The sequence below is a fragment of the Rhodococcus sp. Z13 genome, from assembly GCF_025837095.1.
In the GTDB taxonomy this organism is placed as follows: Bacteria; Actinomycetota; Actinomycetes; order Mycobacteriales; family Mycobacteriaceae; genus Rhodococcus; species Rhodococcus sacchari.
Genome location: NZ_CP107551.1, coordinates 1,202,820 through 1,224,848, shown reverse-complemented (window position 1 = coordinate 1,224,848; position 22,029 = coordinate 1,202,820). Strand labels below are relative to the sequence as shown.

The 22,029-nt window shown below is 70.0% G+C and carries 24 protein-coding genes; 14 read left to right on the top strand and 10 right to left on the bottom strand.

Features of this window, described 5'->3' with window-relative positions; translation table 11 throughout:
* Window positions 1-62: 62 nt before the first annotated feature.
* On the bottom strand, window positions 63-1,949 hold the full coding sequence (typA, locus tag OED52_RS05675; RefSeq protein ID WP_264153700.1) for a translational GTPase TypA: 1,887 nt from the start codon (window positions 1,947-1,949) through the stop codon (window positions 63-65).
* 378 nt (window positions 1,950-2,327) lie between these two features.
* On the opposite strand from typA, the gene OED52_RS05670 reads away from it, so the two are divergent.
* Window positions 2,328-2,504 carry a hypothetical protein gene (locus tag OED52_RS05670; protein ID WP_264153699.1) on the top strand — a complete coding sequence of 59 codons (177 nt, stop codon included), beginning with the start codon at window positions 2,328-2,330 and terminating at the stop codon, window positions 2,502-2,504.
* Between the two features lie 41 nt (window positions 2,505-2,545).
* Here OED52_RS05670 and OED52_RS05665 read toward each other — a convergent pair whose 3' ends face one another.
* Window positions 2,546-2,953: a (deoxy)nucleoside triphosphate pyrophosphohydrolase gene (locus OED52_RS05665; protein ID WP_264153698.1), complete on the bottom strand. Its 408-nt coding sequence runs from the start codon at window positions 2,951-2,953 to the stop codon at window positions 2,546-2,548.
* A 25-nt stretch (window positions 2,954-2,978) separates the two neighbouring features.
* Here OED52_RS05665 and OED52_RS05660 point away from each other — a divergent pair, with 25 nt between their 5' ends.
* The gene (locus OED52_RS05660) at window positions 2,979-3,275 is read left to right on the top strand and encodes a 4a-hydroxytetrahydrobiopterin dehydratase (RefSeq protein WP_264154592.1); all 297 of its coding nucleotides are present in this window, start codon (window positions 2,979-2,981) and stop codon (window positions 3,273-3,275) included.
* Here OED52_RS05660 and OED52_RS05655 read toward each other — a convergent pair.
* Entirely contained in the window at window positions 3,211-4,467 is a 1,257-nt protein-coding gene (locus tag OED52_RS05655; RefSeq protein WP_264153697.1) for a mannosyltransferase, read from the bottom strand. The genes OED52_RS05660 and OED52_RS05655 overlap by 65 nt on opposite strands.
* 370 nt (window positions 4,468-4,837) lie before the next feature.
* Here OED52_RS05655 and OED52_RS05650 point away from each other — a divergent pair, with 370 nt between their 5' ends.
* The 3 genes from OED52_RS05650 (at window position 4,838) to OED52_RS05640 (ending at window position 7,655) form a co-directional block, all read left to right on the top strand.
* Entirely contained in the window at window positions 4,838-5,668 is an 831-nt protein-coding gene (locus tag OED52_RS05650; RefSeq protein ID WP_264154591.1) for an Rv1157c family protein, read from the top strand.
* Window positions 5,669-5,780: 112 nt separating this feature from the next.
* Complete coding sequence (locus OED52_RS05645; RefSeq protein ID WP_264154590.1) at window positions 5,781-6,113, top strand: hypothetical protein; 333 nt, start codon at window positions 5,781-5,783, stop codon at window positions 6,111-6,113.
* 111 nt (window positions 6,114-6,224) lie between these two features.
* Entirely contained in the window at window positions 6,225-7,655 is a 1,431-nt protein-coding gene (locus OED52_RS05640; protein ID WP_264153696.1) for an MFS transporter, read from the top strand.
* A 33-nt stretch (window positions 7,656-7,688) separates the two neighbouring features.
* Here OED52_RS05640 and OED52_RS05635 read toward each other — a convergent pair whose 3' ends face one another.
* Together OED52_RS05635 and OED52_RS05630 are read right to left on the bottom strand one after the other, a co-directional pair.
* Window positions 7,689-8,447, bottom strand: a complete 759-nt coding sequence (locus tag OED52_RS05635) for a DUF1906 domain-containing protein (RefSeq protein WP_264153695.1) — start codon at window positions 8,445-8,447, stop codon at window positions 7,689-7,691.
* Window positions 8,448-8,562: 115 nt separating this feature from the next.
* A complete protein-coding gene (locus OED52_RS05630; protein ID WP_264153694.1) occupies window positions 8,563-9,501 on the bottom strand; it encodes a restriction endonuclease in 939 nt (312 codons plus the stop codon).
* A gap of 190 nt (window positions 9,502-9,691) precedes the next feature.
* Between OED52_RS05630 and OED52_RS05625 the strand changes: the two genes are divergently transcribed.
* Together OED52_RS05625 and mug are read left to right on the top strand one after the other, a co-directional pair.
* Window positions 9,692-11,077 (top strand): carotenoid oxygenase family protein, encoded by a 1,386-nt coding sequence (locus OED52_RS05625; RefSeq protein ID WP_264153693.1) that lies wholly within the window; start codon window positions 9,692-9,694, stop codon window positions 11,075-11,077.
* A gap of 25 nt (window positions 11,078-11,102) precedes the next feature.
* Window positions 11,103-11,669: a G/U mismatch-specific DNA glycosylase gene (gene mug / locus OED52_RS05620; RefSeq protein ID WP_264153692.1), complete on the top strand. Its 567-nt coding sequence runs from the start codon at window positions 11,103-11,105 to the stop codon at window positions 11,667-11,669.
* On the opposite strand, the gene OED52_RS05615 is transcribed toward mug, so the two are convergent.
* Window positions 11,630-12,046 (bottom strand): DUF1330 domain-containing protein, encoded by a 417-nt coding sequence (locus tag OED52_RS05615; RefSeq protein ID WP_318841909.1) that lies wholly within the window; start codon window positions 12,044-12,046, stop codon window positions 11,630-11,632. The genes mug and OED52_RS05615 overlap by 40 nt on opposite strands.
* A gap of 86 nt (window positions 12,047-12,132) precedes the next feature.
* On the opposite strand from OED52_RS05615, the gene OED52_RS05610 reads away from it, so the two are divergent.
* Window positions 12,133-12,912: a helix-turn-helix domain-containing protein gene (locus tag OED52_RS05610; protein ID WP_264153691.1), complete on the top strand. Its 780-nt coding sequence runs from the start codon at window positions 12,133-12,135 to the stop codon at window positions 12,910-12,912.
* Between the two features lie 132 nt (window positions 12,913-13,044).
* Window positions 13,045-13,260 (top strand): maltose regulon activator MalT, encoded by a 216-nt coding sequence (locus OED52_RS05605; RefSeq protein ID WP_264153690.1) that lies wholly within the window; start codon window positions 13,045-13,047, stop codon window positions 13,258-13,260.
* Between the two features lie 36 nt (window positions 13,261-13,296).
* Here OED52_RS05605 and OED52_RS05600 read toward each other — a convergent pair whose 3' ends face one another.
* Window positions 13,297-13,821 carry a 2'-5' RNA ligase family protein gene (locus OED52_RS05600; protein ID WP_264153689.1) on the bottom strand — a complete coding sequence of 175 codons (525 nt, stop codon included), beginning with the start codon at window positions 13,819-13,821 and terminating at the stop codon, window positions 13,297-13,299.
* A 13-nt stretch (window positions 13,822-13,834) separates the two neighbouring features.
* Entirely contained in the window at window positions 13,835-14,605 is a 771-nt protein-coding gene (locus OED52_RS05595) for a CPBP family intramembrane glutamic endopeptidase (protein ID WP_264153688.1), read from the bottom strand.
* Between the two features lie 237 nt (window positions 14,606-14,842).
* Here OED52_RS05595 and OED52_RS05590 point away from each other — a divergent pair, with 237 nt between their 5' ends.
* Window positions 14,843-16,540 (top strand): fumarate hydratase, encoded by a 1,698-nt coding sequence (locus OED52_RS05590; RefSeq protein ID WP_264153687.1) that lies wholly within the window; start codon window positions 14,843-14,845, stop codon window positions 16,538-16,540.
* 134 nt (window positions 16,541-16,674) lie between these two features.
* Here OED52_RS05590 and OED52_RS05585 read toward each other — a convergent pair whose 3' ends face one another.
* Window positions 16,675-17,067, bottom strand: coding sequence for a hypothetical protein (locus OED52_RS05585; RefSeq protein ID WP_264153686.1), 393 nt, complete (start codon window positions 17,065-17,067; stop codon window positions 16,675-16,677).
* 215 nt (window positions 17,068-17,282) lie between these two features.
* Between OED52_RS05585 and uraD the strand changes: the two genes are divergently transcribed.
* From uraD to pucL, 3 genes are read left to right on the top strand one after another with little or no spacing between them, the layout of a single operon-like run.
* A complete protein-coding gene (gene uraD / locus OED52_RS05580) occupies window positions 17,283-17,780 on the top strand; it encodes a 2-oxo-4-hydroxy-4-carboxy-5-ureidoimidazoline decarboxylase (RefSeq protein ID WP_264153685.1) in 498 nt (165 codons plus the stop codon).
* A complete protein-coding gene (gene uraH / locus OED52_RS05575; protein WP_264153684.1) occupies window positions 17,777-18,106 on the top strand; it encodes a hydroxyisourate hydrolase in 330 nt (109 codons plus the stop codon). Before uraD ends, uraH begins: the two co-directional genes overlap by 4 nt.
* Before the next feature lie 3 nt (window positions 18,107-18,109).
* Window positions 18,110-19,030: a factor-independent urate hydroxylase gene (gene pucL, locus OED52_RS05570; RefSeq protein ID WP_264153683.1), complete on the top strand. Its 921-nt coding sequence runs from the start codon at window positions 18,110-18,112 to the stop codon at window positions 19,028-19,030.
* A gap of 6 nt (window positions 19,031-19,036) precedes the next feature.
* On the opposite strand, the gene OED52_RS05565 is transcribed toward pucL, so the two are convergent.
* The gene (locus OED52_RS05565) at window positions 19,037-20,509 is read right to left on the bottom strand and encodes a PucR family transcriptional regulator (RefSeq protein WP_264153682.1); all 1,473 of its coding nucleotides are present in this window, start codon (window positions 20,507-20,509) and stop codon (window positions 19,037-19,039) included.
* A 141-nt stretch (window positions 20,510-20,650) separates the two neighbouring features.
* On the opposite strand from OED52_RS05565, the gene OED52_RS05560 reads away from it, so the two are divergent.
* Window positions 20,651-22,024 carry an 8-oxoguanine deaminase gene (locus tag OED52_RS05560; protein ID WP_264153681.1) on the top strand — a complete coding sequence of 458 codons (1,374 nt, stop codon included), beginning with the start codon at window positions 20,651-20,653 and terminating at the stop codon, window positions 22,022-22,024.
* Window positions 22,025-22,029 lie beyond the last annotated feature (5 nt).

Here is a 22,029-nt window from a genome sequence, read left to right as displayed (position 1 = left end):
GGGCGGCTGGTACGTGGGTGGCCCCGGCCAGCACGTGCTCGCCGGGGCCACCCACAGCCTGACTACTTGTTACGGGCCTTCTCACGCGACCGGGCACGCGCACGGTCGGTCGCGGACAGGTGCACCTTGCGCACGCGCACGTCCTCGGGCGTGACCTCGACGCACTCGTCGACAGCACAGAACTCGAGGGCGGCCTCGAGGGTGAGCTCGATCGGCTTGGCGAGGGTCTCCATCACGTCGGCGGTCGAAGAGCGCATGTTGGTGAGCTTCTTCTCGCGGGTGACGTTGATGTCGAGGTCCTCGGCGCGCGGGTTGATGCCCACGACGTGGCCCTCGTAGGTGTCGCTGCCCGGCTCGACGAAGAAGGTGCCACGGTCGGCGAGCTGGATCATCGCGAACGGGGTGACGGTGCCGGCCCGGTCGGAGACGAGCGAACCGGTGTGGCGGGCCCGGATCTCGCCGGCCCACGGCGCGTAGCCGTGGAAGACGGCGTTGGCGATACCGGTGCCGCGGGTCTCGGTGAGGAAGTCGGTGCGGAAACCGATCAGACCGCGCGACGGCACGAGGAACTCCATGCGGATCCAGCCGGTGCCCTGGTTGGTCATCTGGACCATCTTGCCCTTGCGGTTCGCGAGGAGCTGGGTGATCGCGCCGAGGTGCTCCTCGGGGGTGTCGATCGTGAGCTCCTCGTAGGGCTCGTGCAGCTTGCCGTCGATGGTCTTGGTGACCACCTGGGGCTTGCCGACGGTCAGCTCGAAGCCTTCGCGGCGCATCTGCTCGACGAGGATCGCGAGGGCGAGCTCGCCACGCCCCTGGACCTCCCAGGCGTCCGGGCGTCCGATGTCGAGCACGCGCAGCGACACGTTGCCGACGAGCTCGGCGTCGAGGCGGGACTTGACCATGCGGGCGGTGAGCTTGTGGCCCTTCACGCGGCCGACGAGCGGCGAGGTGTTGGTGCCGATGACCATCGAGATGGCCGGCTCGTCGACGGTGATGCGCGGCAGCGCGACCGGGTTCTCCGGATCGGCGAGGGTGTCGCCGATCATGATGTCCGGGATACCGGCGACGGCGACGATGTCGCCGGCCACGGCGACCTCACCGGGCTGGCGCTCGACACCGACGGTCTTGAGCAGCTCGGTGATCTTGACGTTCTTGACGCCGTCGGCGTGCATCCACGCGACGGTCTGGCCCTTGCGCAGCTCACCCTGGTGGATGCGCAGCAGGGCGAGGCGGCCGAGGAACTCGGACGCGTCGAGGTTGGTGACGTGGGCCTGCAGCGGCGCCGACGGATCGCCCTTGGGGGCGGGGATGCACTCCATGAGGACCTCGAAGAGCTCGTCGAGGTTCTCGGCGTCGGGGACCTGGCCGTTCTCGGGCTGCTTCTTGGAGGCCTTGCCCTCGCGGCCGGAGGCGTAGAGGACGGGCAGTTCGAGCGCGAGCTCGGCGGCCTCGGCGGCCTCGTCGGCGAGGTCCGAGGCGAGATCGAGCAGCAGGGTCTGGCTCTCCTCGACGACCTCGGCGATGCGGGCGTCGGGGCGGTCGGTCTTGTTGACCACGAGGATCACCGGCAGGCAGGCGGCGAGCGCCTTGCGCAGCACGAAGCGGGTCTGCGGGAGCGGGCCCTCGGACGCGTCGACGAGCAGGACGACACCGTCGACCATGGACAGGCCGCGCTCGACCTCACCGCCGAAGTCGGCGTGGCCGGGGGTGTCGATGACGTTGATGACGGTCACGGTGCCGTCGGCGTGGTGCCGGTGCACCGCGGTGTTCTTCGCGAGAATGGTGATGCCCTTCTCGCGCTCGAGGTCGCCGGAGTCCATGACCCGGTCGACGAGTTCCGCACGTTCGGCGAACGCGCCCGACTGGCGCAACATGGCGTCGACGAGAGTGGTCTTTCCGTGGTCGACGTGCGCCACGATGGCGACGTTCCGAAAATCAGCGGTGCTCACGCGATAGCTCTCCTGGCTGTAGTCCGGCCACACGGCACTGGACCCGGTCGGCACCTCGCCCGTACGGCGTTCGTCTCGATGGCCGCGACGCGAGATTGCGAGCCACCCGCGACGTCGCCGTCGGCGCGCGCAGGTACTGCGGCCATCGATACACTTTACAGCCTTCGTGCGGGTCGGCGCGCCTACCCCACCTCATCGCCGCAGGTCGGTGCCCGACGGGCGTGACGCTCGACACTCCCCGACCCGCTTCCGCCGTGCTCGACCGCGACTTTCCGGACGCACAGTTCCCGGGATGGCGAGTAAGGGAATGCTAACCTCCCCTTCACGGGACCGGAACAGTCACGATCCCTCGGTCCGGGAAGGCAGGACGGGAGACCCATGGGAAAGGTCAAGCCGAGCAAGGTCGCGAGCTTGAAGCCGAAGAAGAAGTGCTGCCGCAAGAAGACGCGGTGCCTCAAGTGCCCGGTGGTCGTGATGCGCATGAAGAAGGTCGAGAACGACGGCCTGAGCAAGAAGGAACTGCGCAAGTACCTGGAGAAGGCCCGCGCCGCCTGAGCCCGGCGGTCCGGATCCCGCCCCGCTTCAGCACCGCAGATTCAACGCCGCAGATGCTCCCGCAGGTCCGGGATCCACGCGCGGTCGGCCGGCACGAGATCGACCGAGTCGAGTTCGTCGGCGTCGACCCACCGCAGGGCGGCGTGGTCGAGCGGCCGCGGCACCCCCGACACCAGTTCCACCAGGTAGGCACACAGCTCCCGTCCGCCCGCCAGCGGCACCGCCGGCCCGATCCGCTCGGCGCCGCGCACCTCGACCCCGAGTTCCTCCCGCAGCTCCCGGACCAAGGCGGCCTCGATGCTCTCCCCCGGCTCGGCCTTCCCGCCCGGCAGCTCCCACAGTCCCGCGAGTTCGGCCGGACGGGTGCGCTGCGCGAGCAGCACACGGCCGTCACGGACGACGGCGCCCGCCACCACGTGGCCCGGTGGGGCCGGTGTTGTTGCAGTCATGACGTGCATCGTCCCAGAATGGATCATGGCCCAGCTGCTGACGGACGGAGAGATCGACACCGCGCTGGCGGACCTGTCGCAGTGGCATCGCGCCGGAGACGCCCTGGTCCGCACCATCGAGGCGCCGACCTTCCTCGACGCGATCGCCCTCGTGGACAAGGTCGCGGTCGTCGCCGAGGAGATGAATCACCATCCCGACATCGACATCCGCTGGCGGAAGGTGACCTTCCTGCTCAGCACGCACTCGGCCGGGGGCATCACGGCGTCGGATCCGGCGCTTGCGCACCGGATCGACCAGGAAGCCCGCCGGGTCGGGCTGTAGCGCCGGCCGCGTCGCGCCGGTTCCTCCGGCCCACGCCGACGAGCAGACCGTAGAAGACGAGCACACCGGCGACGTTGATCGCGCCGAGCCACGCGAGCGGCGCGGGCCGTTCGACGTCCCAGATCGAGTCCTGGGCGATGCTGAGTACCCACGGCACCCCGATCAGCGTGATGAGCGCCCAGCCCACCGCGACCACGCGCGCGGCCGTCTCCCGGGCCAGCGGCCCGTGCACCAGCCACAGCAGCATCGGAGCCACCCACACCCAGTGGTGGACCCACGAGATCGGCGAGACCAGCAGGCCGAAGAGCTGGACGATCAGCAGGGTGCCGAGCCGGTCGCCGGGGGCGATGCGGTCGAGCGCCCGCCAGGCGGCGACGGCGAGTGCCGCGCAGACCGTCGCCCCGGCGAGCCACAGGACACCGTTGCCGATGTCCTCCCCGGCGAGGCGGCTCAATGCCCCGCGCAGCGACTGGTTCCACACCGACACCACGGGGCCGATTCGGTCGGCGTCGCCGAAGAACGAGGTGAAGTAGGTGGCGGCCTGGGAGCCGAGGACGAGCCAGCTCACCAGGACGGTCGCGGCGAAGGAGACCGCGGAGAACACCGCCGCCCGCCAACGCCGCTGCGCCAGGAAGTACAGCCCGGTGATGGCCGGGGTGAGCTTGATGCCCGCGAGGATGCCGACGAGGCCGCCGGACACCCACCATCGGGCGCTGCGGGCGGCGATCATGACGCCGAGCACGAGGAAGACGTTGATCTGCCCGTAGTCGAGGGTGGTGCGGACCGGTTCCGTCCAGATCCCCACCGCGGTCCACAGCAGCGCGATCCCGGTCCAGGTGCGGCTGTGGGCGCGCTCCGGGCCGACGATCAGTTCGAGGGCGAGGCGGACGACGGCGAACAGCGCCGCGACGGTCAGCAGCTGCCACGCGACCCCCAGCACCCCGAAGGGCACCAGGTGCAAGGGGAGGAACACCAGCGCCGCGAAGGGCGGGTAGGTGAACGGCAGCGGGAAGTCGGGGGTGTCCTCGGAGTAGGTGAAGTCGTAGAGGTGCCCCTGCAGCAGCGCGGCGGCACCGTCCGCGTAGACGTGCAGGTCGACGAGATTCATGCCGTTGGGAGTGAGGAACCCCCAGGTGAGGCGCACGACGACGGAGACGATCAGCAGCGCCGCACACCCCCACGTCCGGTGCACCGGAAAACCTCGTGGCACTGCGGTACGGCCTCTCCCGTCGATCGTTCTCCGGCTGTACCGGACCCGGCGCTAGAGATTACCGCTCGGACAGGAACAAAACGGAACCGAACGTCACTCCTGTAACGATTTCATCTCCAGCCCCAATCTTCACAGGTCGGACGGGTTACCGTCGTCGCATCGAGAGTTCAGGACGGCCTGTGGCTACACTCCCCCCACGGGCAACCGGCCGGCCGCTCCGGCACGGCGGGCTTGTCCTGTACCAAGGAGGCTCCATAAAGTGTCTCCTCGGGCCGTCAGCGCTCGGTCGTTCGCCCGGAACGTCCGCGTGCTTCAACGACAAGGATGGGGAACAGTGCTTCGTACTCGAGGAATGCGACGGGCGCTCATGGTGTCTGCACTCGCCGCCACCGCGGGGCTGATCGTGCCGACGCACGCAGTCGCGCAACCGGAACCTCCGGCTCTGCCCGACCCGGCGCACATCCTGGAGCTTCCCCAGTTCGCCGTGCCGGCCGACCTCTCGGTCGAATCGCTGACCGAACTGTTCGGGAGCGTCGACGCCGATCGCAAGGAGGTCGAGGCCCTCGCCTCCCTCGCGCCCGCCATCCTCGGTGCCGCCGCCGGCCCGGCCGACGTCGCCGACGGCAAGAACGATCTCCTCGCCACCGCGCGGGAACTGCTGGAGAACTCCCAGCTGCCCGACAACGTGAAGAGCACGCTGCTGCGGGTCATCACCTTCCTCGACGGCAGCGGTGGCGGCGGCCCCGAGATCCCGGATCCCGACACCGTGGTCATCTCCCAGTTCCTCTACCCGACCATCGGGCAGGGTTGCATCGGCGACGGCCAGGACTCCGTCGGCACCGCGCTCGCGGTCCCGGGTCCGGCGAAGCTGCCGCCGCCCGGCCCGGCCGCCGGCCAGGTGGGCTTCGTCTTCACCGCCCTCGGCACCGCCCCGGCCGCCGACGTGGAGCAGGGCCTGACGGTCAGCTGGATCAACGTCTCCAACGGACGCACCGGCACGGCGACGCTCCACAACGAGGCGAAGATCAACCCGGAGGGCCCGACCACGCTGAGTGCGATCGTCGAGACCGGCCCCGGCCAGGTCCTCGCGGCCATCTCCGGCGGGATCACCACCCAGAAGGAAGGCGCGGAGCCGCGTTCGTGCGGTTTCCTCCCCACCGTGGGACTCGTCGCCGTCCCCTGATCGGGCGGACGCACAGAGCACGTACGAAGGCCACCGGATCCATCCGGTGGCCTTCGTCGTCCCCCGGTTCCGAACCGCCCCCACGTCGCGTCCCGGCGTGTTAGACCAGAGCATGGCCTTCACCGCGCGTCGTACCTCGTGGAAGTCCCTCCGATCCCACCGGTCGATCCTGTCGATCGCCTCCGAGGGGTCGATCCTGTCGATCGGCTCCTCCTACTCCGTCCTGTCCGTCGGCAGTTGCGGGTCGATCCTGTCCATAGGGTCGATCGGCTCGGCGGGTTCGGCCCTGTCGTCGTTCTCCTTCGCCAGCCTCGGCTCGGCCCTGTCCGGCCTGTCGCGCTGGTCGCTGCTGGCCTGGCGCGGCGACCACACCGCACCCGATGAGCACCCGCCCTTCACGATCACCGTCGAGGAGCCGCAGCCGGAGCAGCACTGTCAGTCCTGAGCCGGTCTGTGCTAGATAGATAGGACGACATCGTTCGTAAGCGCACCGAAATCGTCGGTGCCGCACCGTGATCGTCCGCCGCGCATCCGACGGCCCGGACCGAGGAGCCGCATGGCCGTCGACATTCCCGTCCCCACCAGGCAGACACCCGCCCCGCGCGCCATCGTGCCGGTGCTCGCCACGGTGGGGATCGGCGTGGCATTGATGCAGACGCTCATCGTGCCGGTTCTCCCCCGCCTGCCGGTGCTCCTCGGCGCCGGCCCCGAGGACACCTCGTGGGCGGTGACCGCGACGCTGCTCAGCGGGGCCGTGATCACCCCGATCAGCGGCCGCCTCGGGGACATGTTCGGCAAACGCCGGATGCTCCTCGCCTCCCTCACCGTGATGGTGCTCGGCTCCGCCGTGTGCGCACTGGCGTCCTCGGTGGTCCCGCTCGTCGTGGGCCGCGCGCTGCAAGGGGCCGCGATGGGTGCCATCCCCCTCGGCATCGCGATCCTGCGCGACGAACTCCCGCCCCGGCGACTGCCCGGGGCGATGGCCACGATCAGCGCGACGATGGGTGTCGGCGGGGCCGTCGGCCTCCCCCTCGCCGCGTTCGTCGCGCAGGCGACCGACTGGCACATGCTCTTCGTCGCGTCGCTGCTGCTCGGCTGCGTGGGTATCGCGGCGGTGCTGCTCGTGGTGCCGGAGTCGCCGCAACGGAATCCGGGGCGTTTCGACTTCGCGGGGGCGCTGCTGCTCGCCGTCGCGCTGGTGCTGCTGCTCCTACCGGTCTCCAAGGGCAACGAATGGGGCTGGGACACCCCCCGCACCCTCGGCATGCTCGGCGGCGCGCTCGTCGTCTTCCTCGGCTGGGGATGGTACGAACTGCGCATCGCGCGGCCGCTCGTGAACCTGCGGGTGTCCGCGCGCCGGCCGGTCCTCATGACGAACCTGGCGTCGGTCGCCGTCGGCTTCTCCATGTACGCGAACATCCTGGCGTTCCCGCAACTGCTCATGGCGCCGACGCAGACCGGTTACGGGTTCGGGCAGACGATGGTCACCGCCGGTATCGCGCTCGCACCGGCGGGCCTGCTCATGATGTTCCTGTCCCCGATCTCGGCCCGCATCACGACCCGCTTCGGTGCGCGGGTCACGCTCGCGTGCGGCGCCGCGACCATCGCCGTGGGATACCTGCTGGCGTGGGCGCTGCATCACGAACTGTGGCAGATCGTGGTGGCGTCGATGCTCATCGGCGGTGGAGTGGGCCTGGCCTACGCGGCTATGCCCGCGCTCATCATGGCGGCGGTGCCGCTGCACGAGTCCGCCGCGGCGACCGGCCTGAACGCGTTGATGCGGTCGGTCGGGACGACGAGCGCCGCGGCGGTGGTGGGAGCGATGCTCGCCGCCATGACCCAGCGGATCGGCGACGCGGTGGTGCCCGCGCTGGAGGGCTTCCGCGCCACCTTCCTCGTCGCCGTGGTCGCCGCGCTGGTCGCGTTGCTGTTCACCCTCCTGATCCCGTCGCCCGGACGGACGGTGCGCAGCGTCGACGAGGCCTGAGACGGGACCCGAGACGGGATCAGGAGGCCGGTGTCAGCTGCCCAGGATTCCCGGGGAGGTGTCCGGCACGCTGTCCGCCAGCGACCACTGGCCGTAGTCCGGGGTGAGCACGTGGTTGATGTCGACGCCGATACCGTCGATGCGAACCTCGCCCGGGATCTGGTGCAGATTCGCCCGCGGGTGCACATAGCCCTTGGGGGTGCCCCAGTCGTGCTGCCAGAAGAAGGCCCCCAGCCCGGCCGCCGACGCCCAGTCGATGGTCGGCGAGTTGGCGTACACCCCGAGGTTCGCGGCGCCGACGACCTGCTGCCAGCCCACGAGGTAGGGCGCGATGAGGGTGGTGAACTGCTCGAAGGTGGGGTTGTCGTCGATGGAGGCGTAGATCGGACGGTTCGCCGGTCCCCCGGCCGCGCGGTGCAGCTCCAGACCGCGCCGGGCGTGCCGCACGCCCGCTTCCAGGCCGCCGCGCCAGTCGGCGGTGGCGCCTTTGCCGTACTGGTAGCACGAGACCACCTCGAGGCCGCTGTCGGTGAGCGCGTCGGCCTCCCACGCGGTGAGCGGCTTGGCCTTCATCCACGCGGCGTCGGGTCGCGGATCGGAGACGTAACGGATGGCCCCGATGTGCCCGGCCCGGCGGATCGCCGAGGCGGACGGCACGGCGGCCGAGTAGTCGACGATGGTGCCCAGCACGGGGCCCGCCTGTGCCGTCCCCTGTGCCCCGAGGGCGGAGATCAGGGCGACACCCGACCCGAGCGTCGCATAGCGCAACATGTCCCGCCGCGAGAGAGTCATCGAGCCTCGTTTCCCTTCGTACTGCACGTGTTCACGCGGTATTGCATCACATTCACACGTGCCTCACGCGGCACTTACGGGAAGATTGCGACGTTCCGCCCTCGTCGGGCGGGTGTCAGCGGCCGGACAGCTCCGCGAAGAACGCCGGAACCAGCGCGACGTCCTCGACGGTGCGCACCGTGGTGCGGACCCCGAGACCGTGCTCCTTGAGCAGGTCGCACAGGGCGTCGCCGTCGACGAGGTCGATCGGCGGGGCACCGTGACGGTGCGCCTCGGAGCGGGCGTCGTCGGTGAACGAACCGGTGGTCACCAGCAGGCCCTTCTCGCCGCGGCCGACCATCGCGGCCCGGAACTCGCGGACCACGTCGGCGCCCGCCTTCTCGGGGCCGCGCAGGAACCGGAAGAAGACCGAGAAGCTCAGCAGCGACACCCGCAGGACACCGGTGCCCTCGACGCACCCGGAGGCAGCGGTGGATTCGGGGGAACCGGGTGCGGGGATGGTCAGGGTGGTGAAGCCCGCCGCGCGCAGCACCGCGGTGGCCAGACGCTCGAAACCGTCCGGCGTGAGGTCGGCGACGGCCCCGAGGACGGGTTCGCGCCAGAGTTCGGGATCCTCCGGGGCGGCGGCGAGGGGGACGACCTGGGCGCCCTGCGAGCTGTTGCGCACCATGCGCTTGCGGCGCTTCTCGGCCGTGTAGGCGACCTGCATCGGCTTGATCTCGTGCTCGCGCACGGCGCGGCCGCGGTCGGTCACGCTCCACACGCCGCGGCGGGTGTTCGACAGCAGGCCCATGCCCTTGAGGTAGGTCCGGGCCCAGGCGAGGCGGTACTCGATCTCGGTGCCGGGGCCGTCGCCGTGGAGCACGGCCCGTGCTTCCTCGGACAGTCCCGTCCGGTCGATCACGGCGGAGTCGATCTCCTCGATGACGCCGGACCCACCGAGCTCGATCACCGCTTGCACGGTCGGCCAGAGAAGATCCGTGTACGGCGGCAACGTGACGTCGCCGTCGCCGGTGTTCCGGACGGTGTTCTCGATCGCGTTCCGGCGCTGCACACCTTCCCCTAACGTCGCGGCCGTGCGGCCGCAGTATCGGTCCTGCACGTAGGAAACAACCCTATCCGATGTACCGAAGCCGCCGGTCGCCACCGGATCGGGTGAGCCGCGCCGAATTGCTGCCGAGTTCGCGGCCCGGACCTACGATTCTTCTCACGTACGCTGTCGCCTCTTTCGAATCGAGTTCGCCATGAACCGTCCGGCGCCGGTCGACCACGCACATCACCCGCATCTCAGCGGCCTGTTCGCACCGCAACGCGAGGAGGTGGACGTCCATGATCTCGAGGTCGAGGGCGACCTGCCCCGCGATCTGAACGGCAGCTACCTGCGCAACGGACCGAATCCGCGCTTCGATCCGATCGGCACCTACGTCTACCCCATCGACGGGGACGGCATGGTGCACCGCGTGCAGATCACCGACGGGTCGGTGCGGTACACGAACCGTTTCGTGCGGACACCGCGGCTGGTGGCCGAGGAGAAGGCCGGGCGCGCGTTGTGGGCGGGGATCACCGATCCCTACTTCCCGCCCGAGGAGGAGGTCGGGCCGGACCTGGCGAACACGATGCGTGAGCTGCCCGACATCAACGTCGTCTCCCACGCCGGCCGGTTGCTCGCCCTCGCGGAGGCCGCGCCGCCGTACGCGCTGGGCTCCGACCTCGAGACCCTCGGCCGGGAGACCTTCGGCGGGACCCTGCCGGTCGGGCTGACGGCGCACCCGAAGATCGATCCGCGGACCGGCGAGATGGTGGCCTTCTGCTACATGCTCGACCCGCCCTATCTGACCTGGTCGGTGTTCGCCCCGGACGGCACGGTCACCCGCGCGCCCACCCCGATCGACGGCGCCGACCGGCCGTTGATGATCCACGACATGGCGCTCACCCCGACCTACATCGTGCTGGTGCTGGCGCCGCTGGTGTTCGACCTGGCGCAGGTCTTCTCGGGCGGATCGCCCCTGGACTGGCGGCCCGAGCTCGGCACCCGGATCGCCCTCGTCCCCCGCGACGGCGGTGCGGTGCGCTGGTTCTCTACCGACACCTTCTGGGTGTGGCACACCGCCAACGCCTTCGATCTGCCCGGCGGCGACGTCGCGCTCGACTACGTCGAATGGTGTTATCCCGGTGCGTTGACCCGGCAGCGGGAACCGAACCGGTCGACGCTGAGCCGCGCGGTGATCGGGAGGAACGGCGTCACGCGGACGGTGCTGTACGAGCGCGACATGGAGTTCCCGCGCATCGACGACCGGTCCACGACCCTCGATCACCGCGTGGTCGCGACGATCGGCAAGAGCGTATCGTCGAATCTCCCTCCGGGAGCGGCTGATTCGCTGTGCTGGTTCGACGTGAGGGCCGACACCGAGGCGGTGTGGACGCACGACAGCCTGGCTCCGGGTGAGCCGATCCTGATGCCGGGCGGCGGGGAGGACTTCTGGGGCACCATCGCCACCGACCGCGAGGACATGTCGAGCTGGTTCCTGATCTTCCCCGCATCCGATCCCGCCTCGGGTCCGCTCGCGCGGGTGCGGTTGCCGATCCGGGTGCCCGCCGGCCTGCACGGTGCGTGGGTGCCCGCTTCCTGACCGGCGCGCCGACTAGGTTGGGAGGATGGGTTTCACGCGTGCCGAACTCGAGTCCTTCCGCGATGCCGTGGTCCCCGACCTCGTCGCGCCGGGGTGCCGCCTGCTGTTCGTGGGGATCAATCCGGGGCTGTGGACGGCCGCGACGGGCGCGCACTTCGCGCGGCCCGGGAACCGCTTCTATCCGGCCCTGTTCCGCGCCGGCATCGTCGACCGGCTCATCGACGCATCGGCGGGGATGAGCGACACCGACCGCGACCATCTTCTCGCGCGCGGGGTGGGGATCACGAATCTGGCGCCGCGCGCGACCGCCCGCGCCGACGAACTCACCGACGAGGAGCTGCGCGAGGGCGGCCATCGTCTGGCGAAGGTCGTCGCGGAGTACCGGCCTCGCGCGGTCGCGGTCGCGGGAATCACCGCCTACCGTGCGGCCTTCGGCCGTCGCAAGGCGAAGGCGGGGCTGCAGGAGGAGACGATCGAGGACGTCCCGGTCTGGGTGGTGCCCAATCCGAGCGGGCTCAACGCCCACGAGACGGTCGAGTCGCTGGCGCGGGCCTATGCCGAACCGGCACGGGCGGCCGGCGTCCTGTCCTGAACCGCCCCTGTCCTGAACCGCCGCCGAGCGTCCTGCTGGCGCCGGGCGCCGAGCACCTTGTCGAGGAAGTCGGTGGCGCGGTAGCCGGGTGGGGTGCCCTGCACGACGATCGCCCAGCCCTCGGAGTTCCGGGTGCGGAGCGGGAGGATCTCCTGGTAGGCCGGGGATTCGTACCAGTCGCGGGCGTGGTGGATGTCGGGGAACTCGATGATCACGAGGTTTCCCTCGAAGGGTCCTTCGATTCCTTCCGGTTCGGTGCCGTGGACGAGGAACCGTCCGCCGTGCGGTTCGAGGGTGTCGTCGATCCTCTCGAGGTACCGGACGATGTCGTCGTTGAAGTCGATCGTGCGGAGATGGGCCACTGCGTATGCGTTCATGGCATCCACGGTGGACCCCGGTGGGCGGGGAATCGATTACCCCGGAAGTAATGGTGACCGCTCCCCGCGCGCTCTACGGTCGGGTCATGACCACGGTCGACACTCCCCATGCCGGGGCGTTGCTGCGGGCGTGGCGCGACCGGCGCGGACTGAGCCAGCTCACGCTGGCCCACAACGCCGGGATCTCGCCGCGGCACCTGAGTTTCGTCGAGACCGGCCGGTCGCGCCCGTCGCGCCGGACCGTCCTGAAGTTGAGCGAGAAGCTGGACATCCCGCTGCGCGAACGCAACACGATCCTGGTGGCCGCCGGTCACGCACCCGTCTATCCCGAGCATCGGCTCGGCGACCTGCCGATGGCGGCGGTCTCCGACGCGATCACCCGGATCCTGACCCTGCACCGGCCCTTCCCCGCGGTGGTGGTGGACCGGCACTGGACGATGGTCGATTCCAACGACGCCGTCGGGGTGTTCGTCGAGGGATGTGCCCCGGAACTGCTGGAACCACCGGTGAACGTGCTGCGGCTGACGCTGCATCCGCGGGGGCTGGCACCGCGGATCGTCGACCTCGGGCAGTGGCGCGGGCATCTGCTCGCCCGGTTGCAGCACCAGATCGGATCGACCGCCGATCCGGTCCTGTTGCGCCTGTACGACGAGCTCGCCGGTTATCCCTGCGACGATCCGGTCGGGGAGGTCGAGCCGCATTCGCTGGTGGTGCCGATGCGGTTGCGGACCGGGGCCGGCGAGTTGTCGTTCCTCAGCACGACGACGCTCTTCGGGACGCCGCTGGACGTGACGGTGTCGGAACTGGCGATCGAGGCGTTCTATCCCGCGGACGACGCGACGGCCCGGGCCCTGAGCGGAGCGTGATCCTCCCGCGTGGAGCGAATCGTGATCGCCCCGTGGCGAGCGATCGTCCCCACCGAATCGGCGGATCCGGAACGGATTCCGCGCTACGGTGGGTGATGCTTCTGCCGGGCCGATATTCGGGAGGCACCGATCATGAGTACTGCGAAATGGTGGGTCCTCGACGGGCGGGAGTCGGGATACGCCCTCGAGCAGCGCCCCACGGGGGACATCGTCCTGACCAACACGGAAACCGCGGAGGAGCACGTCCTGCACGGGTACGTGTGGAAGCACTGTTCGCACTTCGGCCTCCAGATCCAGAGCGAGGGCCCGCCGCCCTACGGTCCCTGGGTCGAGAATCCGGAGGACTGATCGTCTCCCCCTGGTCTCGGAGGATCGTCGACGGTCTCAGGGGATGACCGACAGAGGGGTGTGCTCTCCCGTCGCAGTGTCGATGAGCACCGCGCGGGTGAGCGTCCCTTCGATCGGCAGCACGTCGTAGACGACCGCGGACAGTCGCGCGAGGTCCTCGCGGCGGGTCCGCGGGCTCAGCGAGCAGTGCGGGGTCCATCGCCCCGGCCGGTAGTAGCGGTGCAGATCCGCGCGGGTGGATTCGACGATGGCCACCACCCGTTCCTGTCGCCGCGCGAGCTCCACGGAGGGAGCGGGGATCAGCGACGCGCGTCCGCGGCGGAACAACCCGAAGGTGTCGATGTAGGCCGGGACCGGTCCCGAGTCCGGGATCTCCCCGAACGCCGCGGTGACGGCGGCGAGGTCGTAGCTGCGCAGCACCGCGTACGACAGGTGCGGCACGTGCCGGCGGTGCGTGTGGGTGAGCAGGGTGGGGATCCCCTGTTCCTCGAGCCGGGCCCACAGTGCCCGGATCACGCGGTCGGTCCCGGGGTCGAAGAGGAGGCAGACCGCGAGGGCCATCGCACCGGCCCGTCTAGTTCAGGGTCACGTGCCAGACGAGGGCGGCGGCGAGTGCACCCGCGCCGTTGAGCGACCAGTGCAGGGCGATGGGCGCGAGGATGCTGCCGCTGCGGCGGCGCAGCCAGGTGAAGACGACCCCGGCGGCGGCCGTCGCGATCACCGCGCCGACCACACCGGCGATCTGGGCGAGCAGTCCCGCGCCGAGGAAGGCGCTCAGGCCGGCGTTGCCGGCGGTGAGGCCGAACGATGAGGCGACGTGCCACAGGCCGAACAGCATCGAACCGGCGGCGAAGACCCCGCGCGCACCCCACAGGCGTTCGAGGGTGCCGTGCAGCACACCGCGGAAGGCCAGTTCCTCGGGGATGACGGTCTGCAGCGGGATGATGATCATCGAGGCGACGAGGGCACCGGAGACGGTGGCGTAGCGCTCCGACAGGAAGAACTGCCGCGTGAACGGCAGGGCGATCCCGACGGCGACGACCGTCAGCACGAGCAGGATCGCCGCCAGCGAGTAGAGGGTGCCCCGCTTCCAGTGGCGGGGCGAGAGCCCGAGCTCGGACCAGCGCATGCCGCGCCGGCGCATCATCGCGACCAGCACTCCGGCCGCGATCGGCACGGTGGCGATCGACGCCCAGGCGGTCGTGAAGTGGGCGATGAGGTTGGTGGTCACGAGCACCGCCACGACGACCGCGAGGTCGATCCAGGCGTGGAAACGTGGCAACCAGGCCAGCGAGGGCAGGCGCTGGACCTCGGGTGACGGCAACCGTCCTGCTTCCACGGTCACGTGCATTCCCTCCGGTGGTACTCCGAGCATCCGTTCAACTGTACGGATCGGGGCTCCGGTCGCCCCCGACTCTTGTGGGGATTTCCCGGACGAGTCGGGATAAACACGGCGTCGGCTACGGCGAGAGATAACTCACATCCCCGGGAAAAGCAGTGTTCGTCACACACCCCGTTGTCAAGACCTTGCGTCGGCGCCGTTAACGTGTATGGGAACCACAGCCCTCTTCCAGGAGAAACAATGGCCGACTTCCTCTACGAGGACCTGCTGCCGATCGGGGAAGACCCCACCGAGTATCGGCTCCTGACCACCGAGGGGGTGTCCACCGTCGAAGGACCCGACGGCCGGACCTTCCTGAAGGTCGAGCCCGAGGCGCTGCGCCTGCTCACCGAGACCGCACTGCACGACATCTCCCATTACCTGCGTACGGATCACCTGAAGCAGCTGGCGAACATCCTCGAAGACCCCGAGGCGTCGAACAACGACAAGTTCGTCGCGCTCGATCTCCTGAAGAACGCGAACATCGCGGCCGGTGGCGTGCTGCCGATGTGCCAGGACACCGGCACCGCGATCGTCATGGGCAAGCGCGGCCAGCAGGTGCTCACCCCGGGTGACGACGAGGAGGCCATCGCCCGCGGTGTGTACGACGCGTACACGAAACTGAACCTGCGCTACTCGCAGAACGCCCCGCTGACGATGTGGGACGAGAAGAACACGGGCAACAACCTGCCCGCCCAGATCGAGCTGTACGCGGACACCGCGAAGGGCCACGAGAACTCCTACAAGTTCCTGTTCATGGCCAAGGGCGGCGGATCGGCCAACAAGTCGTACCTGTACCAGGAGACCAAGGCCATCCTGAACCCGGACTCGATGATGCAGTTCCTCGAGGCCAAGATCCGGTCGCTCGGGACGGCGGCGTGCCCGCCCTACCACCTCGCGATCGTCGTCGGCGGTACCTCCGCCGAGTTCGCGCTCAAGACCGCGAAGTACGCCTCGGCGCACTACCTCGACGAGCTGCCCACCGAGGGCGCGATGACCGGCCGCGGCTTCCGCGACCTGGAGCTCGAGAAGAAGGTCTTCGAGCTCACCCAGAAGATCGGCATCGGCGCACAGTTCGGTGGCAAGTACTTCTGCCACGACGTCCGAGTCGTCCGCCTGCCGCGGCACGGCGCGTCGCTGCCCGTCGCGATCGCCGTCTCCTGCTCGGCCGACCGTCAGGCCAAGGCCAAGATCACTCCCGAGGGTGTGTTCCTGGAGCAGCTCGAGTTCAACCCGGGCCAGTTCCTGCCGGAGGTCACCGACAGCCAGCTCGACGCCGAGACCGACGGTGTGTCGGGCACCGGCAAGGGTGCCGCGGTCAAGATCGACCTGACCCGCCCGATGCCGGAGATCCTCGCGGAGCTGTCCAAGCACCCGGTCAAGACGCGCCTGTCGCTGACGGGCCCGCTGGTCGTCGCGCGCGACATCGCGCACGCGAAGATCAAGGAGCGTCTGGACCGCGGCGAGGACATGCCGCAGTACATGAAGGACCACCCGGTCTACTACGCCGGTCCGGCGAAGACCCCGGACGGTCTGCCGTCGGGTTCGTTCGGCCCCACCACCGCCGGCCGCATGGACTCCTACGTCGACCAGTTCCAGGCCGCGGGTGGCTCGATGGTGATGCTCGCGAAGGGCAACCGCTCCAAGCAGGTCACCGACGCGTGCGAGAAGCACGGCGGCTTCTACCTCGGCTCGATCGGTGGCCCGGCCGCCCGCCTGGCACTGGACTGCATCAAGAGCGTCGAGGTCGTCGAGTACGAGGAACTCGGCATGGAGGCGGTCTGGAAGATCGAGGTCGAGGACTTCCCGGCCTTCATCGTCGTCGACGACAAGGGCAACGACTTCTTCGCCGGTACCGGAGAGGTCACCCTCACGATCGGCAAGCGCCCCGGCCTGTGATCCGGTGAACGCACGAACGGCCCGGCAGGGATCCCCTGCCGGGCCGTTCCGCTCTCACGGGCATGTTCGCCGCGCAGGCAGTGGACCCGTACATCCCTCCCGACGGGGTGTACGGGTCCGGAGCGTCGGCGAACTCAGGCGGCGCAGGTGTGCGTGCGGGCGAGCACGGCGGGCGACTGTACGACGACCTGGTCCAGGAAGTCGAGGACGGTCTCCGGAACCGGTTCGGCGCCCGGGGTGAGCACCGCGCACAGGGCCCGGTACTGTTCCTCGGTCACCACCGGCGCGACGCGGAAGTGCGTCGTCATCGCGACGGTGAAGTCGACCCCGAAGTCGCGGGCGCGGACCTGCAGCTGCGGGCCGTGCTCCCCCGCGATCAGGCAGATCTCGAAGACGGCTCGTCCGGCGATGTGCTCGAACGAGGCGGCGGGGACGTTGTTGCGGACCATCTGGCGGTACAGCGGCCGCAGTCCGCCGAGCACGACCGGCGGAAGCGTCACGGCGCGTGGACGGCCGGCGGTGAGCATGTGATCACTCCTTCGAGCAGAGCGACCCGGGCGGGGTCGCACACTTTTTCTGGAATAATTCTATTAACTTGAATGATTCCAGAAAAACGCGGGGTCCGCAACCGGTTGGCGGATCGTCCAAAGCCGCCCCGGGCCGGACCGCGAAGTCTGTAGCCGATGCCGCTGCCCACCCCCGCCCCCGCGCGCAGGATGGAACCACCGATCGAGGAGGTTCCGTGCACCTGACACCCGCAGACTTCGACGCGCTACCCGAGGCCGATGCCGTCGCGTTGCTGCTCGACTGCTGCGCGAGCCCCACCTGGGCCCGGTCCGTCGCCGCCGCGCGTCCCTTCGGGAACCGGGAGGCCCTGCTCTCCGCGGCGAGCGCCGCCGCGGAGAGTCTCACCGGCGCCGACCTCGACGACGCCCTCGCCGGGCATCCCCGCATCGGGGAACGTTCCGAGCACGCCTCCTCCCGGCGGGAACAGGCCGCGGTGACCACCGCCGACGCCGGCACCCTCGAGCGGATCGCCGCGGGCAACGGGGCGTACGAGGAGAAGTTCGGGCACGTCTACCTCGTCCGCGCCGCGGGCCGCTCGGCCGGCGAACTCCTGGAGATCCTCGAACGACGCCTCGCCAACGACCCCGAGACCGAACGGAAGGAGGTGCGGGCGGCACTCGCGGAGATCACCCGCCTGCGCCTCGAACGCCTCGTGACCGAGGAGACCGCGTGACGAACACCCTCAGCACCCACGTCCTCGACGCGACCGCCGGCTCCCCCGCCGCCGGACTCGCGGTGACCCTCACCGACGAGGCGGGCACACCGCTCGGCGGCGGCGTGACGAACGACGACGGGCGGATCACCGACCTCACCGACGACCCGCTGCCCGCCGGCACCTACCACCTCGTCTTCGCGACCGGCGACTGGTTCGCGGCCCGGGACGTCCCGGCCTTCTACCCGGAGGTGGTCGTCACCTTCCGGATCCCCGAGGGCGACGGCCATTTCCACGTCCCCCTGCTGCTGTCCCCCTACTCCTATTCCACCTACCGCGGGAGCTGACCCATGACCGAACTGACCGGCAAGATCGTCCTCGGACCGCACCGCTACGGCAAGGCGGAGAACCGGGTCGTCCGCATCGTGCGCGACACCGATCGCCACACCATCCGGGACCTCAACGTCTCCTCCTGCCTGCGAGGCGATTTCGACGCCGCGCATCTCGACGGCGACCAGAGTTCCGTGCTGCCCACCGACACCCAGAAGCAGACCATCTACTCCTACGCCAAGGAGAAGGGCGTCGAGTTCGTCGAGGAGTACGGCCTCGCGCTCGCACGGCATTTCGTCGACGACATCGAACCCGTGGGGGCGGCCCGCATCGAGATCGAGGAGTACGCCTGGGAACGCGTCGTGGTCGACGGCGTCGGCCACGACCACACCTGGACCCGTAAGGGATCCGAGGTGCGCACCGCCGCGATCACCGTGCAGGGCACCGGATCCGAGCGGAAGGAATGGGTGATCGGCGGTCTGAAGGATCTGGTGATCCTCAAGTCCACCGGGTCGGAGTTCCGCGGCTTCCTCACCGATCCGTACACCGTCCTCGAACCCACCACCGATCGCATCATGGCGACGAGCCTGGAGGCGCGGTGGCGGTTCGCGGGCACCGACGTGGACTGGGACGAGACCTACGCCGGTATCCGCGCGACCCTGTGCGAAGTGTTCGCCACCCTGCACTCGAAGGCGTTGCAGCAGACCCTGTTCGAGATGGGCAAGGCCGCTCTGGAGCGGTATCCGGTGCTGGCCGAGATCCGCCTGTCGGCACCCAACAAGCACCACTTCACCTACGACCTCGAACGATTCGGTGTCGAGAACGCGAACGAGGTGTTCCACGCCGACGACCGCCCCTACGGTCTCATCCAGGCGAGCGTGCTGCGCGAGGACGCCCCCGACGCCGGGATCGCGTGGGAGCCCTACACCGGCGCCGTGTGATCGGTCTCAGGCGAGGGAACGCAACGCGAGGTACAGGTCGAAGCGGTCGCCGGTGCGGGTGAGACTGCGCCCGGTGAGCGCTTCGACCTTGCCGATCCGGTAGCGCACGGTGTTCAGGTGCACGTGCAGCCGGTCGGCGGTGCGGCGCCACGATCCGTCGCAGTCCAGGAACGTCTCGAGCGTCGTGAGCAGCCCGGCGTCGGTGCGGCGGTCGTGTTCGATCACGTCGCCGAGGAGCCGGTCGGCGTAGGAACGCCGTAGGGCGTCGGGCAGCGTCGACAGCAAGCCGACGGCCGAGTCGAGTTCGGCGCGGCACACGCACACCGCGGCGGTGTCGTTGCGGGCGGCGGCCACGGCGGCCGTCGCCGACCGCACCGCGCCCACGATGTTGTCGCCGGTGCACCGTCCCCCGACCCCCACGAGCAGCCGCGCGCGGCCGAGCACCGGGGTCAGGCGGCCGAGGCGCCGACGCAGCACCCGCGCGACCTCCGTGTCGGAACCCGGGGTCACCGCCACGACCCGGCCGGAGGCGTCGACCGAGGTGACGGACTCCCCCAGGACGTCCTCGAGCAGGCCGCGCAGGGTGGGGACGGGCACGTCCCCCTCGGCCTCGGCGACCACCACCACCCCCGGCCCGAGAGCCCGGTCGGTGGCGCGGTCGGCGAGTTCCCACGCGACCCGCCGGCGTTCGTCACGCCGCGTCCGGTCGAGGGCGACGACCGAGGCGAGTTCCTCGAACGCCTCGACGCACTCGGGGTCGACCCCGGTTCCGTCGGGGTCGCGCACGGCGCCGTCGGGGTGGACCACCACATACCAGGCGTCGAGCCGCTCGGAGAGGCCGCGCCCCACCGACAGCACGACCGGTCCACCGGGCGCCGCGGCAGGGAAGCGGACCGCGCCGGCCGCGATCGCGGTGATGCGGTCGAGGGCGTCGTCGTCGAGGCAGCCGCCCTCGATGATCGTGCCGGTCGCCGTGATCAGCCGGGCCCGCACCCCGTACTGCTGCGCGAGCCGTTCGAGCAGTTCCCCGACGCTGCGCCCGTCGGCGACGGCGGCGAGCCACTGCCGCTGCCGCGCCAGGCCCGTGCGCAGACGGTCCATGCGCGCTCCGGCCATCCGCCCGGTCATGTACTCGATGACCCGGCTGAACGGCACCTCGTCGGGCACGACCAGCAGCGGCATCCGGTGCCGCGCGCAGGCGTCGACCACGTCGTCCGGGACGCAGCCGAACAGCGCCTCCCCCGCCGCCAGCGCCGACACCCCCGCGCCGACGAGCCGTTTGACGAACAGGTCCGAGTCCTCCGCGGAGCGACGCCACACCAGTCCGGAGAACACCAGCGACCCGGCGCTGACGTAGCGGGTGGGGTCGGGCATGTCGGTCGTGCAGGCGCGCAGCACCGGCCGCGACAACGCCTCGTCGTCCCCGTACAGCACCCGGATCCCGAGCTCTTCGGCCTCCACCACATCCCGCAGAAGCATGGTGTTCACCTCCTGGTGATCGTCTTGGACGATCGCACAGTAGAAGGGCGGTATTTCCGGGGCGTTTCGTGCGTGCTGCCTTGGAGTTGTGCTTTGCTGAGGACGTTGACTGGAGACTCCGACAAGTCCGAGGAGTCGCCGATGGATCCGAACGCCACCACCCGCCCGATCGTCATCCGCGGGGCATACGTGGTGACGATGGACGGTGCCCGCGCCGAGCACCGGACCGGTCACGTCGTGGTCGAGGGCAACCGGATCGTCGCGGTCGGCGCCGGTGAACCCACCGGCTACGACGACGCGACCGTCGTCGACGGCACCGGCTGCGTGCTCACCCCGGGCCTGATCAACACCCATCACCACCTCTACCAGTGGATCACCCGCGGTCTCGCCGCCGACCACACTCTCTTCGAGTGGCTCACCACCCTCTACCCGATCTGGGGTGGGATCGACGCCGACGCCGTGCACGTCGCCGCGACCGGTGGCCTGGCCCATCTGGTGCGCACCGGCTGCACGACCACCACCGACCACCACTACGTCGTGCCCCGCGACGGCGGCGACGTGTTCGGTGCAGAGATCGCTGCGGCCGCCGAGGTGGGCATCCGCTTCCATCCCTGCCGGGGGTCGATGGACCTCGGCCGCAGCGCCGGCGGCCTGCCACCGGACCACATCGTCGAGAACCTCGACGCGATCCTCGAGGGCAGCCGCGAGGCCGTGGAGAAGTGGCACGACCCGTCGTTCGACTCGATGCTGCGCATCGCTCTCGCCCCCTGCTCCCCGTTCTCGGTGACCGGCGACCTGCTGGAGCAGTCGGCGCTGCTCGCCCGCGAGCTCGGGGTCCGGTTGCACACGCACCTCGCCGAGACCCTCGACGAGGAGGAGTTCTGCCTCGAGAAGTTCGGCTGCAAGCCGGTGCAGTACATGGAGTCCCTCGGCTGGACCGGGCCGGACGTCTGGTACGCCCACGCGGTGCACCTCGACGACCGCGACATCGGGGTGCTCGCCGCCTCCGGGACCGGCGCGGCGCACTGCCCCACCTCCAACGCCCGGCTCGGCGCCGGCATCGCCCGGGCCGCGGACCTGTACGCCGCGGGGGTGCCGCTCGGGCTGGGGGTCGACGGGGCAGCGAGCAACGAGTCGTGCTGCATGCTCGAGGAGGCACACCACGCCGCACTGTTCGCGCGGGCCCGCAGCGGTCCCCGCGCCATGACGGTGCGGCAGAGCCTCGAACTCGCCACCATCGGCGGCGCCCGGGTGCTGGGACGCGAGAACGAGATCGGATCGATCGAGGTCGGCAAGCTCGCCGACCTGGCGTTGTGGCGGATCGACGGTCTCGCCCACTCCGGCATCACCGATCCCGTCACCGCCCTGGTCCTCGGCAGCATGCCCCCGCTCGATCTGCTGCTGATCGACGGCCGCGAGGTGGTCGTCGACGACGAGGTCTGCACCGTCGACGAGGAGACCGTGGCGCGGCAGGTCGCGGCGGCGCACACCGCCCTCGTCGCCAAGGCCGGGTGAGCCCG

What these genes read in the sequence shown, in the direction of transcription:
- OED52_RS05670 (WP_264153699.1), top strand. Translation starts at nt 2,328, where the DNA reads ATGGGAAAGGTCAAGCCGAGCAAGGTCGCGAGCTTGAAGCCGAAGAAG.
- OED52_RS05665 (WP_264153698.1), bottom strand. Translation starts at nt 2,953, where the DNA reads ATGACTGCAACAACACCGGCCCCACCGGGCCACGTGGTGGCGGGCGCC.
- OED52_RS05660 (WP_264154592.1), top strand. Translation starts at nt 2,979, where the DNA reads ATGGCCCAGCTGCTGACGGACGGAGAGATCGACACCGCGCTGGCGGAC.
- OED52_RS05650 (WP_264154591.1), top strand. Translation starts at nt 4,838, where the DNA reads ATGCGACGGGCGCTCATGGTGTCTGCACTCGCCGCCACCGCGGGGCTG.
- OED52_RS05645 (WP_264154590.1), top strand. Translation starts at nt 5,781, where the DNA reads ATGGCCTTCACCGCGCGTCGTACCTCGTGGAAGTCCCTCCGATCCCAC.
- OED52_RS05640 (WP_264153696.1), top strand. Translation starts at nt 6,225, where the DNA reads ATGGCCGTCGACATTCCCGTCCCCACCAGGCAGACACCCGCCCCGCGC.
- OED52_RS05635 (WP_264153695.1), bottom strand. Translation starts at nt 8,447, where the DNA reads ATGACTCTCTCGCGGCGGGACATGTTGCGCTATGCGACGCTCGGGTCG.
- OED52_RS05625 (WP_264153693.1), top strand. Translation starts at nt 9,692, where the DNA reads ATGAACCGTCCGGCGCCGGTCGACCACGCACATCACCCGCATCTCAGC.
- mug (WP_264153692.1), top strand. Translation starts at nt 11,103, where the DNA reads ATGGGTTTCACGCGTGCCGAACTCGAGTCCTTCCGCGATGCCGTGGTC.
- OED52_RS05615 (WP_318841909.1), bottom strand. Translation starts at nt 12,046, where the DNA reads ATGAACGCATACGCAGTGGCCCATCTCCGCACGATCGACTTCAACGAC.
- OED52_RS05610 (WP_264153691.1), top strand. Translation starts at nt 12,133, where the DNA reads ATGACCACGGTCGACACTCCCCATGCCGGGGCGTTGCTGCGGGCGTGG.
- OED52_RS05605 (WP_264153690.1), top strand. Translation starts at nt 13,045, where the DNA reads ATGAGTACTGCGAAATGGTGGGTCCTCGACGGGCGGGAGTCGGGATAC.
- OED52_RS05600 (WP_264153689.1), bottom strand. Translation starts at nt 13,821, where the DNA reads ATGGCCCTCGCGGTCTGCCTCCTCTTCGACCCCGGGACCGACCGCGTG.
- OED52_RS05590 (WP_264153687.1), top strand. Translation starts at nt 14,843, where the DNA reads ATGGCCGACTTCCTCTACGAGGACCTGCTGCCGATCGGGGAAGACCCC.
- OED52_RS05585 (WP_264153686.1), bottom strand. Translation starts at nt 17,067, where the DNA reads ATGCTCACCGCCGGCCGTCCACGCGCCGTGACGCTTCCGCCGGTCGTG.
- pucL (WP_264153683.1), top strand. Translation starts at nt 18,110, where the DNA reads ATGACCGAACTGACCGGCAAGATCGTCCTCGGACCGCACCGCTACGGC.
- OED52_RS05565 (WP_264153682.1), bottom strand. Translation starts at nt 20,509, where the DNA reads ATGCTTCTGCGGGATGTGGTGGAGGCCGAAGAGCTCGGGATCCGGGTG.
- OED52_RS05560 (WP_264153681.1), top strand. Translation starts at nt 20,651, where the DNA reads ATGGATCCGAACGCCACCACCCGCCCGATCGTCATCCGCGGGGCATAC.